Source organism: Pontibacter ummariensis, from assembly GCF_900188175.1.
Classification (GTDB): Bacteria; Bacteroidota; Bacteroidia; order Cytophagales; family Hymenobacteraceae; genus Pontibacter; species Pontibacter ummariensis.
On the sequence record NZ_FZOQ01000010.1, the window covers coordinates 1 to 16,608 of the forward strand.

9 protein-coding genes are annotated in these 16,608 nt (G+C 53.6%); all 9 read right to left on the reverse strand.

The window, feature by feature from the left end; genetic code table 11:
• Positions 1-148 precede the first annotated feature (148 nt).
• Positions 149-2,959 carry an FAD-binding and (Fe-S)-binding domain-containing protein gene (locus CHB92_RS11815; RefSeq protein WP_089319427.1) on the reverse strand — a complete coding sequence of 937 codons (2,811 nt, stop codon included), beginning with the start codon at positions 2,957-2,959 and terminating at the stop codon, positions 149-151.
• Positions 2,960-2,982: 23 nt separating this feature from the next.
• On the reverse strand, positions 2,983-4,497 hold the full coding sequence (locus CHB92_RS11820; RefSeq protein ID WP_089319428.1) for a sodium:solute symporter: 1,515 nt from the start codon (positions 4,495-4,497) through the stop codon (positions 2,983-2,985).
• A gap of 103 nt (positions 4,498-4,600) precedes the next feature.
• Positions 4,601-5,440, reverse strand: a complete 840-nt coding sequence (gene murQ / locus CHB92_RS11825; protein ID WP_089319429.1) for an N-acetylmuramic acid 6-phosphate etherase — start codon at positions 5,438-5,440, stop codon at positions 4,601-4,603.
• A gap of 45 nt (positions 5,441-5,485) precedes the next feature.
• Entirely contained in the window at positions 5,486-8,455 is a 2,970-nt protein-coding gene (locus CHB92_RS11830; protein ID WP_089319430.1) for a glycoside hydrolase family 3 N-terminal domain-containing protein, read from the reverse strand.
• Between the two features lie 61 nt (positions 8,456-8,516).
• Positions 8,517-10,388, reverse strand: a complete 1,872-nt coding sequence (locus tag CHB92_RS11835; RefSeq protein ID WP_089319431.1) for an outer membrane protein assembly factor BamB family protein — start codon at positions 10,386-10,388, stop codon at positions 8,517-8,519.
• A gap of 271 nt (positions 10,389-10,659) precedes the next feature.
• Complete coding sequence (locus CHB92_RS26130) at positions 10,660-11,301, reverse strand: polysaccharide deacetylase family protein (RefSeq protein WP_245842502.1); 642 nt, start codon at positions 11,299-11,301, stop codon at positions 10,660-10,662.
• A 59-nt stretch (positions 11,302-11,360) separates the two neighbouring features.
• Positions 11,361-13,226 carry a glycoside hydrolase family 9 protein gene (locus tag CHB92_RS11840; RefSeq protein ID WP_245842503.1) on the reverse strand — a complete coding sequence of 622 codons (1,866 nt, stop codon included), beginning with the start codon at positions 13,224-13,226 and terminating at the stop codon, positions 11,361-11,363.
• Between the two features lie 58 nt (positions 13,227-13,284).
• Positions 13,285-14,826 carry a glycoside hydrolase family 10 protein gene (locus tag CHB92_RS11845; protein ID WP_089319432.1) on the reverse strand — a complete coding sequence of 514 codons (1,542 nt, stop codon included), beginning with the start codon at positions 14,824-14,826 and terminating at the stop codon, positions 13,285-13,287.
• A 74-nt stretch (positions 14,827-14,900) separates the two neighbouring features.
• Positions 14,901-16,607 carry a RagB/SusD family nutrient uptake outer membrane protein gene (locus tag CHB92_RS11850; RefSeq protein WP_089319433.1) on the reverse strand — a complete coding sequence of 569 codons (1,707 nt, stop codon included), beginning with the start codon at positions 16,605-16,607 and terminating at the stop codon, positions 14,901-14,903.
• Position 16,608: the final 1 nt, after the last annotated feature.

Here is a 16,608-nt window from a genome sequence, read left to right on the forward strand (position 1 = left end):
GGGCAACAGTCTTGGAGGCTGTCTGTGGATCAGAATAAACTGTTACCGGAAGTTTCTCGAAACGGGTCTCTTCTAAAAGATTTAATCGTGACATTATTCGTGTTTAAGATTGTTGTGTTTTTCAAATAATCCCTGGTTGTTATTTAAATTAAATACACTCATCCAGCAGGTATACAATGGACTCGTAGTTCTTCCCAACTGCCTCTGATAAGGCCATCTCGCAGGTTTTGGCCGTGGAGTAATAACCTTCATACACTTCTTCTTTTACCTCCTGTGCCTCCGGGCAGGTAGCGGCCCTGGTTAGCTCCGGGAATAGGAAGCCCCTGTCGCCTGCCATCCCACAGCAGCCTGCCTGCACAGGCACTTTCACTTCCTGCGCCAGCTGCTGGGCGATCTTCAGGAACTTGCCCTCCAGTCCCATTTTCTGCAAAGAGCAGACAGGGTGCAGCACGACACGCGCCTTCTTCCGCAGTACCTTGGCCTGTGGCAGCACATAATCGGCCAGGTAATCGATGCTGTCGATGATCTGCAGGGCGTCGAACTTTTGCCTGTTCTCTGGGGAGAGTACCGGGCGGCAGGTCTGCAGGGTGTGGGTGCAGGAACTTACATCCAGCACCAGCGGCAGCTTACCGGCCTCTGTCCATTCCCAGATTTTCTGAATAGTTTCGTTTGCCGTAAACTCGAAGGCCTTGCTGTATCCTTTAGAAGAAAAGATCTGACCGCAGCAGGCACCCTGCACATCGTTTGGAATTACCAGCCCCACTCCTGCTTTGTTCGAGACACGCAGGAAAGTCTCTATAATACTTTTCCCCTTCTCCTTTGCCCCTCCCATGGTGCGGGAGATACAGGTAGGGAAGTAAACGGCAGCAGCTTTTTCTTTCACTACCGGAGTCAAATAATCCGGCGTCGAAAGCAACTGATCTGACCACAGCGGGAAAGCTGGCACCACACTTTTCATGCGCTTGGTGAGCTTGGTCAGGGCCTGCGCACCGGCCAGTTGATTAAGGCCGCTGCCTGCTTTCAGGCCGGTCTTCACGAGCGCAGTTACTGGCTTGAAGTTTTTGGCTACTAATAAAGCCAAGTCATTGGCCAGCGGGCTATGGTTTTCCTTGCGCAGGCGCTTCACCAAATCGCCGGTGTTGATATCCACGGGGCAGGCTGTCGCACACAAGCCGTCTACTGCGCAGGTATCCAGCCCATCGTACTGGTATTGCTGTAATAGCTGTTTGTGCTCCTTGCTTTTCCCTGCTCTCTCCAGCTTTAGCAGCTCCCGTCGCACCACGATCCGGCGGCGCGGGGTGAGCGTGATGTTACGGCTAGGGCATTTGTGCTCGCAGAAGCCACATTCCATGCACTTATCCACCTCCTCTTCCACCCGTGGCAGCTCCTTCAGGTTGCGGATATGCGCCTCCTTATCTTCATTGATGATGACACCGGGATTGAGGAGGTTGGCAGGGTCAACGGCCTGCTTCAGGGCTTTCATGATCTGGTAGATCTCCGTTCCCCACTCCGTCTCCACGAAAGGTGCCATGTTGCGGCCTGTGCCGTGCTCAGCTTTTAAAGCACCGTTGTAACGATGCACGACCAGCTCAACTACCTCTTTCAGAAAAAGATCGTAGCGCTCTATCTCTGCAGACGAGTCAAAGGCCTGTGTGACCACAAAGTGGATGTTGCCGTCTTTCGCATGGCCAAAGATGATAGCCTGCTCATAACCATGCTTTTTAAAGAGCTGCTGCAGGTCCAGAATGGCGTTCCCCAGTTCTTCAACCGGAAAAGCGATATCCTCGAGGATAACAGTCGTACCACTGGCCCGCACCGCCCCCACTGCCGGGAACATGCCTTTCCGCACTTTCCACAGGAAAGCCTGTGCTGCCGGGTCAGCCGTGAACTCCGGGGCGTACAGCAGGGACAGGCCTGAAGCCAGGGTGAAGAACTTGTCTATCTTTAGCTGTACCTCCTCCACAGTGTTTCCCTGAAACTCCACCAGCAAGGCGGCAGCGGTTCCGGGCAAAGTCTTTATTACTGCCGGTACACCCGGCATAGCCTCTATCGAACGCAGCGAGGCCCGGTCCATCAGCTCTACGGCCTCTGCCCCTGCATCAGCAAGCGGCACAATGGCCTGGCAGGCCGCGTAGATATCCGGGAAGTACAAAAGCGCCGTGGACTTGGCCGGGTAGTCCGGAACGGTATCGAGCACTGCCTCCGAAATAAAGCCCAAGGTACCTTCGGCCCCAATCAGCAGGTGGGCCAGCATGTCCAGCGGGTGCTCATAATCTATGAGCGCATTCACAGAATAGCCGACCGTGTTCTTGGTCCGGTACTTTTTCCGGATCACCTCATAAAGCTGGCTATTGTGCATCACCTGGTCCTTCAGGTCCAACAACACCTGAAAGATTCTGGGGCACTCCTGCTCAAAGCGCTTATAGTCTTCTTTGTGCGCTGTGCTGTAGGCAACACCCGTAGGCAGCATAAAGCGGATGTACCGGGTTGTGTGGTAGGAGTTCTTGCTCACGCCACAGCACATGCCGCTGGCATTGTTAGACAAAATACCCCCCAGCATGGCTGAATTGATGCTGGCCGGGTCCGGACCAATCTTCCGTTTGTACTTCCGGAGGTAGGCATTCACCATGCCCCCGATCACCCCGGGCTGTACCCGCACCTGTTCTCCGTTCTCCAGCACCTCCAGCTTGTTCCAGTGCTGGCTCAGGTCCACCAAAATGCCGTCTGTAATAGATTGCCCTGATAAGCTGGTGCCAGCCGTCCTGAACGTAAGGGGGATTTTATGCTGATGCGACAGGGCAAACAGGGCCTGTACCTCGGCCTCTGATACAGGCTGCACGACTGCCTGTGGCCTCAGGTAATAAAAACCGGCATCCGAAGCGTAGGCCACTACGTCTATCAGCCTTGATTTAATGCGTGCCTTTGGCAGGATCGCCTCCAGCTGCTTCTCCAATTCCATGAGAAGATAAGTATTAGGATTTATTAGAGCTTTGCCAGTTCCCGCTCCTGAGCACCCTGTGCGGGAGCAGGCTCGTCTTTACCGGGTTTACTCGTAAGCAACAGGCACAGAAAAGTGATCAGGCCGTTTACAATAATGAGCTCAAAGCCCATCGCGTAACCGATCCAGGCAAGGGAGTTAACCTCCAGCACATAAGTGAGCACAGGAGAGAGCAGGCAGATAAACGGTACTAATTTGTCCGTTACCATGCGCTTGCTGATCATACCAAAGGCAAACAGCCCAAGCAGAGGGCCATAGGTATAGCCAGCAGCCTTAAAAATGGCGTTCACCACCGAATCATCGTTGATGATGCGGAATACGATCACCACCAACAGCATAATGACAGAGAACACAATGTGTACGAAATGACGTGTGCGAATCAGGCTGAGGTCGTTCTGGTTTCCCTTCTTGTCAAATCCCAGGAAGTCGACACAGAAAGAGGTCGTCAGGGCTGTCAGGGCCGAATCGGTGGTGGCAAAGGTAGCCGCCGTTAAACCCAGCATAAACACGATGGCCGGGATCACGTTCAGGTGATTCAGGGCTATCTCGGGGAACAGGTGATCGGGCGTGCGCAGGGCCGTTACATCTATGCCGTGGGCTTCGGCATACAGGTACAGCATAGCGCCCACACTCAGGAAAAAGATGTTGATGCCCACAAACACAGCTGTAAAAGTGAGCATGTTCTTCTGGGCCTCCCCAATGTTGCGGCAGCTCAGGTTCTTTTGCATCAGGTCCTGGTCCAGCCCCGTCATGGCAACCGTTACGAAAATACCGCCCAGGAACTGCTTCAGGAAGTGGCTCCTGCTCCCTATAAAATCCTCCCAGAAAAACATCTTGGAATAAGAGCTTTCCTTCACCGCCTCAAACGTTTGCAGCAGGTCCATGTTCAGGCTCTCAGCTATAAAGTAAATAGACAGCAGCACCGACGACAACAGGAAAACCGTCTGCAGGGTGTCGGTAATTACGATCGTCTTTAAACCTCCCTTAAAGGTATAGGACCAGATGAGGAGCAGACAGATCGCCACAGTCACGGCAAAAGGCACCTCCCAGGCATCAAAAATAAACTTCTGCAGCACGATGGCCACCAGGTACAGGCGAAACGCGGAGCCAATCACACGGGAAACCAGAAAGATCATGGCGCCGGACTTATAGCTCCAGTACCCCATGCGCTTCTCCAGATAAGTGTAGATCGACACCAGGTTCAGGCGGTAGTACAGTGGCAGCAGCACAGTGGCGATCAGCAGAAAGCCGACGGCATTGCCAAGCACGAACTGAAAGTAGCCGAAACTATTATTGCTCACGGCACCAGGCACCGAGATAAAGGTTACCCCGGACAGGGCCGTACCGATCATCCCGAAGGCCACAAAGTACCACCTGGAATTACGGTTGGCAATAAAAAAGCTGGAGTTATCGGACGAACCTTTCGACGTGAGGTAGGAAATACCGATCAGCACGGCAAAATAACCTATCAGAAAGGACAGAAGTACGATGGGAGACATAGGCTGTGTTTTTCAATGGTAATAAGTGGCAGGCCTGTAATGTAAGCCTTTCCAGGCCTGCTGTTTTAAGCTGAACGTCAGCTGTTATCCGCTTATTCTGCTGCTAAAGCGAAAGCGCCTCGTTAGCCGGTTCTGAAGGTAACAGGATTTGTGCGATTGCCTTGCGCACGCTGCCATATTTTTCTAAAAGCGCCGCCGCTGTTTCTTCGTCTGTTCCGGTTTCCGCCACAATCATGCGCACCCCCCGGTGGTAGAGCTTATGATTGCTCAGCTGCATGTCCACCATTTTGTTTCCCTTCACTCTGCCTAGCTGGATCATTACGGTGGTGCTCAACATGTTCAGGACCAGCTTCTGCGCGGTGCCAGACTTCATGCGGGTAGAGCCCGACAGGAACTCAGGCCCCACTACTACCTCTACCGGGAACTGCGCTTCGGCGGCCACCGGGCTACCGGCATTGCATACAATACAACCCGTTACCAGCCCCTGTTGGTTCGCCATCTGCAGTCCGCCGATCACGTAAGGGGTTGTACCGGAGGCGGCCAATCCCACCACCACATCGGCCTCGCTTATATCATAGGCCTCTAAGTCTTTCCAGGCCTGCTCCGGGTCGTCCTCGGCAAATTCCACGGCCTTGCGGATAGCTCCGTCGCCCCCGGCGATCAGTCCTACCACCCAATCAAAAGGAACCCCAAACGTTGGCGGGCATTCCGAGGCATCTACTACCCCTAAGCGGCCACTGGTACCTGCCCCAATATAAAAGAGCCGTCCTCCTGCCTTCATTTTCTCTGCCACTACGGTGGCCAGCTGCTCAATCTGCGGCATGGCTTTTTCCACCGCAAGCGGTACTGTCTTATCTTCTTTGTTTATGTTCTCCAGGATCTCCCGCACAGACATCTTGTCCAGGTCCTGGTAGTTCGACTCTTTCTCCGTTACAAATTCCATTTCTATATTTTTATTAACCGGTGGTATCTCTTCTAACTCTTCAATTTATCTGGTGCTGGCCCCCAAAGAGGTTTGCAGCATGTTTTTCTTTACTGGCTCTTCTCGGATGATAGACTGGTAAATAGCCTCGTGAACGTCGGAGCGCACGTTCTGCTCCAGCAGCTTCGGGTTATCCCCCACTGGGTTCACGCGGTTCGACAGGAACACGTACAGCAGGTCTTCTTTCGGGTCGGCCCACACGCAGATGCCGGTAAAGCCCGTATGTCCGAAAGTCTCCGACGAGGCACTCCGGGTGGGGTAAGGTGACTTGCTGGCAGCGTTGTCTTTGGATGGCTTGTCGAAGCCCAGGCCTCTCCTGCTTATTTCGCTGTGGTAGGCGGTGAAGTAGTCTATCGTCTCTTTCTGAAACAAGCGCACGCCGTTCAGCTCACCGCCGTTCAGCAACAGTTGGTACAGCTTGGCCAGGTCGTAGGCGTTGCTGAAGAGCCCGGCATGCCCGGCCACCCCACCAAACATGGCTGCCCCGCCATCGTGCACGTCTCCTCTCAGGTGCTGCTGCCGGAAAGCTTTGTCATCCTCTGTTGGGGCAATGGCATTAAGCGAAAGGTGCTCTCGTGGGGTAAACATGGTCGTCGTCATGCCAAGGGGCTCAAAAAGCGCCTGGCGGGTATAGGCATCCAGTCCCATGCCGGTGATCTCCTCTACCACCTTTCCCAGAAAGATGAAGTCGTTGTCGCTGTACACATACTTGCCTTTTGGCCCCAGCTTGCTTTGCAGGATGCTGGCCTTCATGGAGTCGGTCCAGTCCCGGCGCATGTACATGTCTTCCGCTATCCGCACCGAGAACTGCTCAGTTGGTTTTGTGCTGTAATAGCCTGGCTTGGGTTTGCCGGTGGCAGGGTCGATCGTAGCACGGTAAAACGGAATCCAGGCCACAAGACCTGCCTGGTGCAGCAGCACATCCTCCAGCTTCAAGTCTGCCTTGTCGGTACCCGCTACCCAGGGCAGGTAATCGCCCAGCGTCTTTTGCAGGTCCAGTTTGCCCTCCTCGTAGAGCTTCATCACGGCAGTCGTCGTTGCCGTGATCTTCGTAACAGAGGCCAGGTCATACACCGTGTTGGTTGACACAACCTCTGTGCTATCGTAGCTCATGTGGCCGTAAGCTTTCAGGAAACCTACTTTTCCCTTCTTTGCCACCAGTACCACACAGCCCGGCGTCGCCCCGTTTCGGATGGCGTTTGTCGCAATCGTATCGATCTGGCTCAGCTTAGTTCCGTCTAGGCCAACCGTTTCCGGGGACACCAGCGGAAAATAAGAGGTAGTTGTAATGCCGCTTCCAAAGCGGAAACTATCGGAAACAGTAACAGGCAGGGTCCCTTTTGCCACAGTAGTGCCTTGCAACAGTTGGAGGGCGACCTCGTGCATGAGGGGATCGTCTTCGTAGCAGGCAACCAGGTTTCTGGCCTCACTCATATTCATGATGGCGTAAGGGTTCCCGAACACAAAGCTGATGGTCTTTTCATCCTGCTGTAACTGCTGCAGCAGGTTTATGGCAGCTGCACTAATGCCAAAGTTGTTGGCCGGGTATTTTTTATACTGGTGCACACCTACCACTACCGCGTCGTACTGCCCCTGCAGGCTTTCAAGTAAGGCTACAGCCGCTGTGCTGTCGGCCTTGTAGTTAAAGAAATAGGTATCGGCTCCGTATTCCTGCTGTAGCTGCTTGGCGAAGTTGTTCGCTTCGCCGAGGCCAATGCCCACGTAGGCTACTTTTTTGCCTTGCTGCAGCGGCAACACCTCACTGTTTGTGTGGCGCAACAGGGTGATTGCATTGGTGTATACTTCCTGCTTCAGGTCCAGTACCCGCTCGTTCAGGCCCTCTGCCAGGTGTTCTGTGTCGATTGGTTTCACGTGTCGCAACTGCAGGTTGTACTTGGCCAACAGCACGCGACGCACCTTCTCGTCTATCTCCTCCCAGGTGAGCCTGTCCTTCCGAATGGCTTTGCGGACGGCTTTGATGCTTGTCCTGATGTCTCCGGGTAGGCAGAGCATGTCGTTTCCAGCGATCAGCGACTGCACAGCGGCCTCCCCCTGTGGGTAGAACTTAGCTACCCCCTGCATTTCCAGGGCATCGGTAAAGGTCAGGCCCTGGAAACCCAGTTGGTTCCGGAGCAGGTCCGTCACGTTCTTTCTGGAAAGCGAGGTAGCCTGGTTACGGGTAGTGTCGATCGCCGGGATGTACAAGTGGGCCACCATGGCGCTGCCAATGCCCGCCTTGATCAGCTGCTTGAAAGGGTACAACTCCAGCGAGTCTAGCTGGGCCAGCGTTTTGTTGATCACCGGCAGGTCCAGGTGAGAGTCCACGGCGACGTCTCCGTGCCCCGGGAAGTGCTTGGCACAGGCCATTACCCCCGTATCCTGCATCCCTTTCATGATGGCGGTGCCCAATAAGGCTACTTTATACTTGTCTTCGCCAAAAGAACGGAAGTTGATGACCGGGTTGTTGGGGTTGTTGTTGATGTCAATGACCGGCGCATAGTTCACGTGAATGCCAATGCGTTTGCACTGTTCGCCAATCGCCTGTCCTACCTTATAAGCCAGTTCCGCGTCCGGCACGGCCCCAATGGTCAACTGGTCCGGGAAGCGGGTCACGTCCGCGAAGCGCATGCCCAGGCCTGTTTCACCATCCACGCTGACCATCAGCGGCGTACGGGCTTTTGCCTGCAGGCGGTTGATTACCTCTGCCTGCAGCCGTGCCTCGCCCTGAAAAAGGCAGATCGAGCCCACGTTGTACTTGCGGAGGCTCTTGGCTACCTCCTTCTCAAAAAAGACGACTTCCTTGCCCCTGATCTCGGACATACGCATGACCATGAGCTGGGCGATCTTTTCTTTCTTCGAGAGCTTGTTAAAGGTACTGTCCACCCACTGCTCAGCGGCAGGAGAAGTCTGCAAAAACTGCTGCCCATGCGCCACTGCAGCATGAAACAGGAGGCCCGCAAGTAAAAGGCGTTTCATATAAATGTCTTGTGTATTTCTTAATCGTTTTAGCTTAGTTACTCCTGTTGGTCCTGCTACCTTACTTTTTCCTGGGTTTATAGCGCAGGCAGGCGATCTTACCATCCATGGTGCTGACCACCACCCTGTCCTTGCCCAGGGGCATCGCCGGGTTCATCAGGCTGTTAGAAATCTTGTGCTGCCACAGTACGGCTCCGGTCTTCCGGTCCACCGCACTCGCCAAACCAGAATGCGAGGGCACATAGACCACCCCCTTGCTCTCCACGATAGCAGATGGCGCCAGTTCATAAGGCAACTGCAGGTTTGATTTCCAATCCAGTTGCATGGAATCGGCAGAAGTAGATACTCCGTACAGCTCGCCGTCCATCGTTTTCACATACACCAAGGAGCTATCGGCCGACAGGCCCATGGATTCCCGGACGCGCTTGTCGTCCAGCCGCTTGCGCCAGATCACTTCCCCTGTATTTGCATCAAAGGAGGTCATGTAACGGTCGGGGGCCACAATAAACACACGACCATTGGTAGCAACCGGATAGCAGGCAGCGGGCGAGTACATGCGGCTGGCAGCGCCATTGTTCCATTTCCAGGCCAGTTGGCCCGTCTGTGCATCGAGCGCATAGAACTCCGTGCCCCATGAGCCGAAATACACTTTGCCCTGGTACAGCAGTGGCTTTGTTACCACAAAGCTTTTTACCTGGTCAAAGTCCCACTTCACCTCGCCCGACTTCAGGTCCAGTGCCCGGAAGTGACCGTCGGAGCCGCCCACATACACGACCTTGTTCTGAATGGTCGGAGAGCCCAGCACAGGTCTTTCAGTTGTCACCTTCCAAACCTGCTTACCAGTAGATGCCTTCAGGCAGTAAACGCTGTTGTCCGAAGACCCTACCACCACATAGCCTTTGGCTACTGCCGGGGTAGAGTAGATCTTCCCTCCTGTTTGATAGGTCCATTCCCGCTTGCCGTTCTTCTTGTTCAGGGCGTAGATCTCGCCCTGCGTGTTCGTTGCGAAGATCAGCTTGCCAGACACAGCTGTACCCGCGCCCACATCACTGTCGTCCTGGTATTCCCACACCACCTCTACCTGGGCGTACTTCTGGTTCACGCTAAAAGAGGGACGGTGGTACTTTTTAGTTTCCTGTGCGAAGTGATGGTTTACCAGCGGTACTTCCTGCCAAGCAGGAAGCGTTTCTACGAGAGGCTTGCGCACTGCAAAGGTGGCGGTGTTGTTTTCAACCGTCACGATGTTGTAGCCCCCCACGCTGTCTTTGGCCCGCAGGTTCGAGCGCCCTATAATGGACGGGATGCCGTCGAAGTTGTACAGGCGGTTGGAATGGCCGTGCCCGCACAGGATCAGCTGTATATTGCGCTGCTTAAGGCGGTCTATTGCTTCGTACCAGTTATTTTGGGAAGAGTCCTGCGGGTAGTGGTTCAGGTAAATGATTGGCATCGAGGGGTCCGGCATGTTTGCTAGTACTGAATCGAGCCACACCATATTCTCACGCGGCACCTGCCCCGGCCCCATGCGCATGTTCGGCCCCGAACTGGTTCCGGCAAACAGGTACCCGTTGTAGGTAAAGGCAAAAGTTTCTGCCCCGAAAACCCGGCGGAAGCTGTTGCTGCCGCTCTCCGACCAGTTGGAATCGTGGTTACCGGCAATGATGTACCAGGGCTTGTTCAGGTCCTGGATGATCTGCTTTGCCTGCGCTAACTCCTCATCCGATCCAAACTCAGTGATGTCGCCTGTCAGCACGGCAAAGCGAAGGGTGCTATCGGCATTAATGTCCTGCACGGTCCGCTGCAGGTCTTCTGCCGCCGTTGGGTTACCAATGTGGATATCGGTCACAAACGCAAAGCTGAACTTCTGGGCCCGGCCCAGGAAGGGCAAGGACACAAGGCAAACTAGCAGTAATAAGGAGTGTTTTACTTTTCGCATCAAAATGTTTTTTCAGGAGATCATCTTAATCTTTAAAGCCCTCTTACCTACTCCACTCTTTTTATCCTTTGGCTGTTTGCGCTTTTTTGCAGCATTGCCATATACCTTAGAGCACAACTAATGGCTAAACTTTTATAAGAAGTCTCTAAAGTTACTTACTATTTTTCTCATTTATTCAATTTGCTGCAGCTTTATAAAATAAAAACCGCACAAAAACGCACACCCTGACATCCCGCCGCTATCAAAGCAAGCAACAAGGGCTCTTTTGGCCTCAGTCCAGCAATTGGTTAATCCGGCTGAAGCTGTACCCCTTATGCTGGAGCTTTGTCAGCAGCTCGTCTAACTTTTTGTAAAACTTGTCGGTACGCCGCGGGTCAGTGCCAATGTGAACCAGCAGGATAAACCCGTTTAGCCCATTCGGGTCCTTCGCCTCCTTTTCCAATACAGACTGCACAATTCGGTCAGAAGCCACATACCCTTTCCCCATCTCCGGCCAGGTATAATCTGCAGGGGTTCGCGTACCGGGAGAAAAGTTGACCAGCTGCAAACCTTCCGCCTTCGTCCAGGCAGCTATTTGGCTGTTGTACCACTCATAGGGTGGCAAAAAGTACCTTGCCTGCTCTTTGTCTACCCCAAAGGCTTTCATCCGGCTGTAATTTAAGGCCAGGTCTTTTCGGAACTGCTCCTGTGTTACCAGCAGGCTATCGCGCTTCGCCCAGTCGCAGTACAGCAGGTGTCCGTCTGAATGCGCCCCGAGGTAGTGCCCTGCTGTCTTCAGCTGTCTTATCAACTCCTGAAAAGCAGGATTGTGGTAAAACCTGCCGGTTAAAAAGAAAGAGGCCTTTACATCGTGCTCCTTTAGTACGTGCAGGATCGTAGCGCCGCCATCTGCAAACTCATCCCCGGTAAACACCAGGGCCAGTCTTTTCTGTGCTGTGTCCCCACGGATAATTGCCCCGTGGGAATCGGTGATTACTTTTTTGCCCGTGCCCCCTCCAAAGAGCTGTGCTGTTTGGCCGCCAAAAGGTAAATTAGCGAAGCTGTACCGTCCATGGTAGGTTCGTTGGTGCTGTAGTCGCCATAATCATCGTGGTACACCACCAAGTCCGACTGGAAAGGGACGTACTCATCGGGCTGATAAAGCGTAATCCCCTTCAGGTTCTTGAAGATGTTGCCATACACAGGCCCGTCTACCAGGCCGCCGTCAATCGGGTACTGATACAAGTGCGTAAAGGCAGAATGCGTGTCTTCCGGGGTATCACCGTTGGCTGGCAGGCCATACACCATGCTGGTTCCCCAGGGATTGCAACCGAACAGCCAGTCGAAGTTCGCCTGCTCCAGCTCGGCATAAGTCTGATCGTTGCTGAGCTGTCGGTAGAGGTAACACTGGATAGCAAAGGAAGTGGTGAGGTTGTTGGAGCACCAGATAAAAGGCACGCCGCGGTAGAAAGCATTCTTCATTCCCTTGTCAGCTACCTTCGCGATGCCCTCCTTGTAGAAAGAGATCAGTGCTGCTCTGTCCGTGGCACCCGCGTTTTTGGCTAACTCATAGTGCCCGAAGTTGTGGAAAGGATACCACTGGTAATGGCGGGCGGTGTCCGCTCCCATCCAGGGCGTTACCTTTTCCTGCAGACTGTACTGGTAAGCGCGGTCAAAGTACCCCTTGTCTCCCGTTAATTGATAAAGCGCTGCTGCCCCCAGTTCCATATCGTCTACCCAGTTATCTTCCTCGTAAAAGTAAGGAGCCAGGTGAGGCGCCGTCTGGCAGGCGCCCGGTTTGTCTAAGCCCAATTGGTAGGCAGACAAGGACTTTTGCTGAAACAGCCGGGCCAGCGAATCATTGGCCGGCGCATAAATGGTAGCCGCCAAGGCAAAGGCGCTGGCAAACTTGCCTGCCGTAGAGGCTACCCCTGTCGCGCGGTTCTGGTACTTGCCCAGCCCCTGCGGTTTGCCTGTGGCAAAATACACCGGCCGCTCTTTTCCCTTACCCAAGCCATAATCTACATGGTCTAAAGTGGGCAGGCGCATGCCGGCATGGTCCCGGTCATCGGCTAATTGGTTAAAGAGCCAGTCTTCGCGGGGATGCATTTTCAGCAGCCAGTCCAGCCCCCATTTCGCTTCATCCAACACGTCGGCCACGCCATTGCTTCCCTCCAGCCCGTTTGCCTGGTGCTGGTCCCCAAAGGCACCCGGAAAGTCACGGTAGGCGGCCAGCAAGTGATAAGTAGCGTTGGCGGAAGTAGTGGCATACTGCAGGTAGTCCGAAGCATCGTGCCAACCACCGGACACATCAATGCGCGTACTGTCTGGCATGGGGCCATACATGGTATATCCGTCTGCGGTGTGGCAGGAGTCTTTCAGGTAAGGGTTAAAGCCACTGCGCTGCTGGCGCATGTAGCGCAGCGCAAAATCAGCAGCGCCCTTGTACACGTCCGGGGCTATTCTAAATGCAGGAGATTTTGCAGTGCCTGCCTGCAAGTAGTAAGTTCCGTGGCCCTTAAAGTCGGAGAAGTTAAGGCGGTAAGACTCCTGAAAAGGTCCGTAGGCCCCAAAGGCCTCTCCGGCTTTCCCCCTGTACACCACTTTGCCAGAGCTAGCCTCCACCAGTTTAAATCTCCGGATGCGGTTCGCCTCTTTGCTTACCCACACGCCCACTTTGATGCTCTCCGGCGTATAGCCCAGCTGATTGATGCGTATCCAGGCCCTGGGCTCCTTTACAGAGGTTCCGGCAGCTATCTCCTCCCGCGACGGCAAAAACATGCCTGGCACTGTCACGGCTTTGGCCACCAATACCAGCACCCCCAGAACAAACGCGAGTAAAACTTTCTTGCTATGCATAGATATAGGACTTATCAACCATATATAACAGCAGGTTCTTTTAACGATTCGCTCTCCCTTACTTCAACTTTACCAGCAGCACGTTGGAAGGGGCGCTTTCGTTCTTTACCCTGTCCAGGGTAGTAACATAATATTTGTAAGTATAACCAGGCTCGGCGCGCTCATCCTGAAAGGAAGTAAAAGCCTTATCGAAACTGATTTTAACTATGTTGGCCGGGTTTTGCAAGTTGACCACCTCATCGGACCGGAAACGATACACCACATAACCATATACCTGATTCTGCTTCTGTAGCGGAGCTTCCCACTCCAGTTTCACCTTTTTCCCGAAGCGGAAAAACAGGAACTTTTTCTCATGCAGGTTATCCGGCGAGGCTGGCGCCTCATCATCCAGCCAGCTCATTTGCGGCTGTAAGGCAGGGTAGCGGTAAAACTCCTGCTGCAGAGAATCCCGAAAGCCCGCCAGGTTGTTGGTCAGGGATTTGGAACTGAAGTACACACTGCCCTGCACCCGGTCATTTGCCCTTAGGTAGCGGATCTGGTTGGGCAACTGCTGCTTGTCGCGCCAGCCCTCGCGGTCCTCCATGGCCCTATAGGCCGCCTGCCCCACGTATAGGTGCCGGCCATAAGTATTGCCACTCCACCATTCGAGCAGTTTCTCGTAAGGGGCAGCCGGGTAATAAAAGGGGAAGTAAATCTGTGGGTTAATGTAATCCACCCAGCCTTCCTGCAGCCACTTGCGGGCGTCGGCAAAGAGGGCGCTGTAGCCTGACAGGCCATTGCTTTCCGACCCCTCCGGGTCCTGGGCTTTGTTGCGCCAGATACCAAAAGGACTAATGCCGAACTTCACATAACTCTTCTCGGCGTGAATGCTGTCAGATAAAGTTTGGATGAGAACATCCACATTGTTTCTTCGCCAGTCGTCAATAGCGGCGAAGTCGGTTCCGTAAAGTTTGTAGGTGGTGCTGTCTGGTAGCGGGTCTTTTCCCGGGTAAGGGTAAAAGTAATCGTCGAAATGCACGCCGTCGATGTCGTAGTTGCGCACTACGTCCATGATCACCTGCACGATGTACGCGCGTACGTCGGGCAAGCCCGGGTTAAAGTACTTTTTGCCGGCATAGGTAAAAAACCAGTCGGGCCGGGAACGGGTGATGTGGCTGGCGCTGATCAGGGAGTCGACCAGGTTATTGGTGGCCCGGTAAGGATTAAACCAGGCGTGCAGCTCCATACCGCGCTTGTGGGCCTCTTCTATGGCAAAGGCCAGCGGATCGTAAAAGGGCTCCGGGGCAAGGCCCTGCTTGCCGGTCAGGAACATGCTCCACTCCTCGCGCCCCTTGGCATAGAACGCGTCGGTGGAGGGGCGTACCTGCAGCATGATGGCGTTGATGCCGGTTCGCTGGTGCTCGTCCAGTATCTGCAGCAGTTCCTCCTTTTGCAGGTCGGGTGCTATGCTAACGGCCTGCTTTGAGGGCCAGTCTATGTTCTGCACTGTGGCAATCCACACGCCCCGAAACTCTCTTTTAGGGAGCACTTGTTTTTCCTGGGCGCGCAGTACTGCAAAAGAAAGGAAGAGCAAGAAAAACAGGGTAAACTTCTTAATCATTGGTGTAGGTGATGTTATGATAGAAAAACAGCCCTCCCGGCTGATACCAAGGAGGGCTGTTAAAGCAAGAGAAATTATTCCCAGCCAGGATTTTGCGTCAGCTCTTTCCCGGCGTCTTTGTAAAGTTTAATCTGATCTAGTGGAAGTGGGTTTAGGTACACTTTCGGATCAGTGAACAAGCGCTGTGACTCCGCCTTGGTAGATGGGATGATGTATCCTTCATCACCATCTGTCAGCACTACGCTCGCATTCAGCTTCGGATGATCGGCTTTCTTAATCCAGGCTCCTCTGTTGATGTCCGGGTTAGCCTGCGTGTCTGTGTACTCCAGCTTACGCCATCTTCTCAGGTCATCCAGCCTAAAGCCTTCCATCATCAACTCTACTCTTCGCTCACGACGAATCTCCCAAATAACAGACGGCACGCTAGGGTCACGCTCAGGATCATTATAAGCAACACCGTTTACTGCCACCTGATCACCACTCACCTGCAAGGCAGGCATTCCGATACCTGGACGGGCACGCAGCACGTTGATCGACTTATCCAGGTCTTCCTGTGTAAAGGCAGGACCGCCCACTGTTGCTAGTTCAGCAGCAGCCTCAGCATAGTTCATTAACACCTCCCCGTAACGGATAACAGGCGCATCTGTAGGGTTCAGGTTAGAGCTACCTTCTGGTATGTCCTTGATGGACTCGTTCAGAAACTTGTGGGTAGCAAAGCCCGAAGTCGAGTAGTTGCTGGCGATACCGTTCAGGCGGAGCTCAGAAGGCACGAAGGTGGCCGTCATACGCGGATCTCTGTTTGCCATCAGTTTGGCAACGCCCTGGTCACCCTCGTACAAAGCAGACACTGTAATAGGCAGACCATCCTTCGCCAGGTAAGTCTCCACAGCGTCTTTAGACGGGCCGGTCTGGGCCTCTTTGTTGTTATAGCTATTCAGCGAGTGCGTCAGAATACCTGGCTCATACTGTCTGAACAGGATTACCTCCGGGTTGCTTGCCAAGCTAAGTGAGCTAAATACTTCCCTGTAGTTACCCAGTGAGTACCTGCCTGAGCTGATCACTTGGTCTGCTGCCCATTTCGCTGCCTCAAGGTATGCGGCCGCTTTGGTGGCATTGTTGGCATGGTACTTCTGCCAGGTGCCCTCAAACAAGAACACGCGCGACATATAAGCCAGCACTACGTCTCTGTTTACAGATAGGCCTTTCGCACCATCAGATACCCGAACGTTTTCCGCCGCATATTTAAAGTCAGCCAGCACTTTGTCCATCACAAAAGTGCGTGAATCGCGTGGCTTGTACAGCTGCGCCATGTCTGTCTCCAGAAGTTCCGTTTCATACCAGGGCACATCCCCGAAGCTGTTCACCAGATCCGCATACTCCATCGCCCGGAAGAAACGACCGATTCCTGTCCAGTGTTTCTTGGCCTCATCGCTCATCGGCACATTCTGCACCCTGTCAATAAATACATTGGCCTTTCTCACGTAACCAAACGACCATCCGCCACCCGAGGCGGGCACGTTCTTGGTAAACTGGGCAGGGTTCGTGGGCGCAAAGTCGTCGTTCAGGCTCTGCCCTGTAAAGTAATCACCCCAGGTATAGCTCGATCCGTAACCTGTAAAGTAACCTGAGTAAAACCCGTAGGAAAAGGTTCTCACGTTCTCTTCACTTGTCCAGTACGTTTCGTCAGTTAACTTATCAATAGGGGGAGTATCTAAAAAGTCTTTCTCACAACCAAAGAAGGTCAGTGAAAGGAATATAGCTGCAACAATTCTAGTTTTCATC

What these genes read in the sequence shown, in the direction of transcription:
- CHB92_RS11845 (WP_089319432.1), bottom strand. Translation starts at nt 14,826, where the DNA reads ATGATTAAGAAGTTTACCCTGTTTTTCTTGCTCTTCCTTTCTTTTGCA.
- CHB92_RS11850 (WP_089319433.1), bottom strand. Translation starts at nt 16,607, where the DNA reads ATGAAAACTAGAATTGTTGCAGCTATATTCCTTTCACTGACCTTCTTT.
- murQ (WP_089319429.1), bottom strand. Translation starts at nt 5,440, where the DNA reads ATGGAATTTGTAACGGAGAAAGAGTCGAACTACCAGGACCTGGACAAG.
- CHB92_RS11815 (WP_089319427.1), bottom strand. Translation starts at nt 2,959, where the DNA reads ATGGAATTGGAGAAGCAGCTGGAGGCGATCCTGCCAAAGGCACGCATT.
- CHB92_RS11830 (WP_089319430.1), bottom strand. Translation starts at nt 8,455, where the DNA reads ATGAAACGCCTTTTACTTGCGGGCCTCCTGTTTCATGCTGCAGTGGCG.
- CHB92_RS11835 (WP_089319431.1), bottom strand. Translation starts at nt 10,388, where the DNA reads ATGCGAAAAGTAAAACACTCCTTATTACTGCTAGTTTGCCTTGTGTCC.
- CHB92_RS11820 (WP_089319428.1), bottom strand. Translation starts at nt 4,497, where the DNA reads ATGTCTCCCATCGTACTTCTGTCCTTTCTGATAGGTTATTTTGCCGTG.
- CHB92_RS11840 (WP_245842503.1), bottom strand. Translation starts at nt 13,226, where the DNA reads ATGCATAGCAAGAAAGTTTTACTCGCGTTTGTTCTGGGGGTGCTGGTA.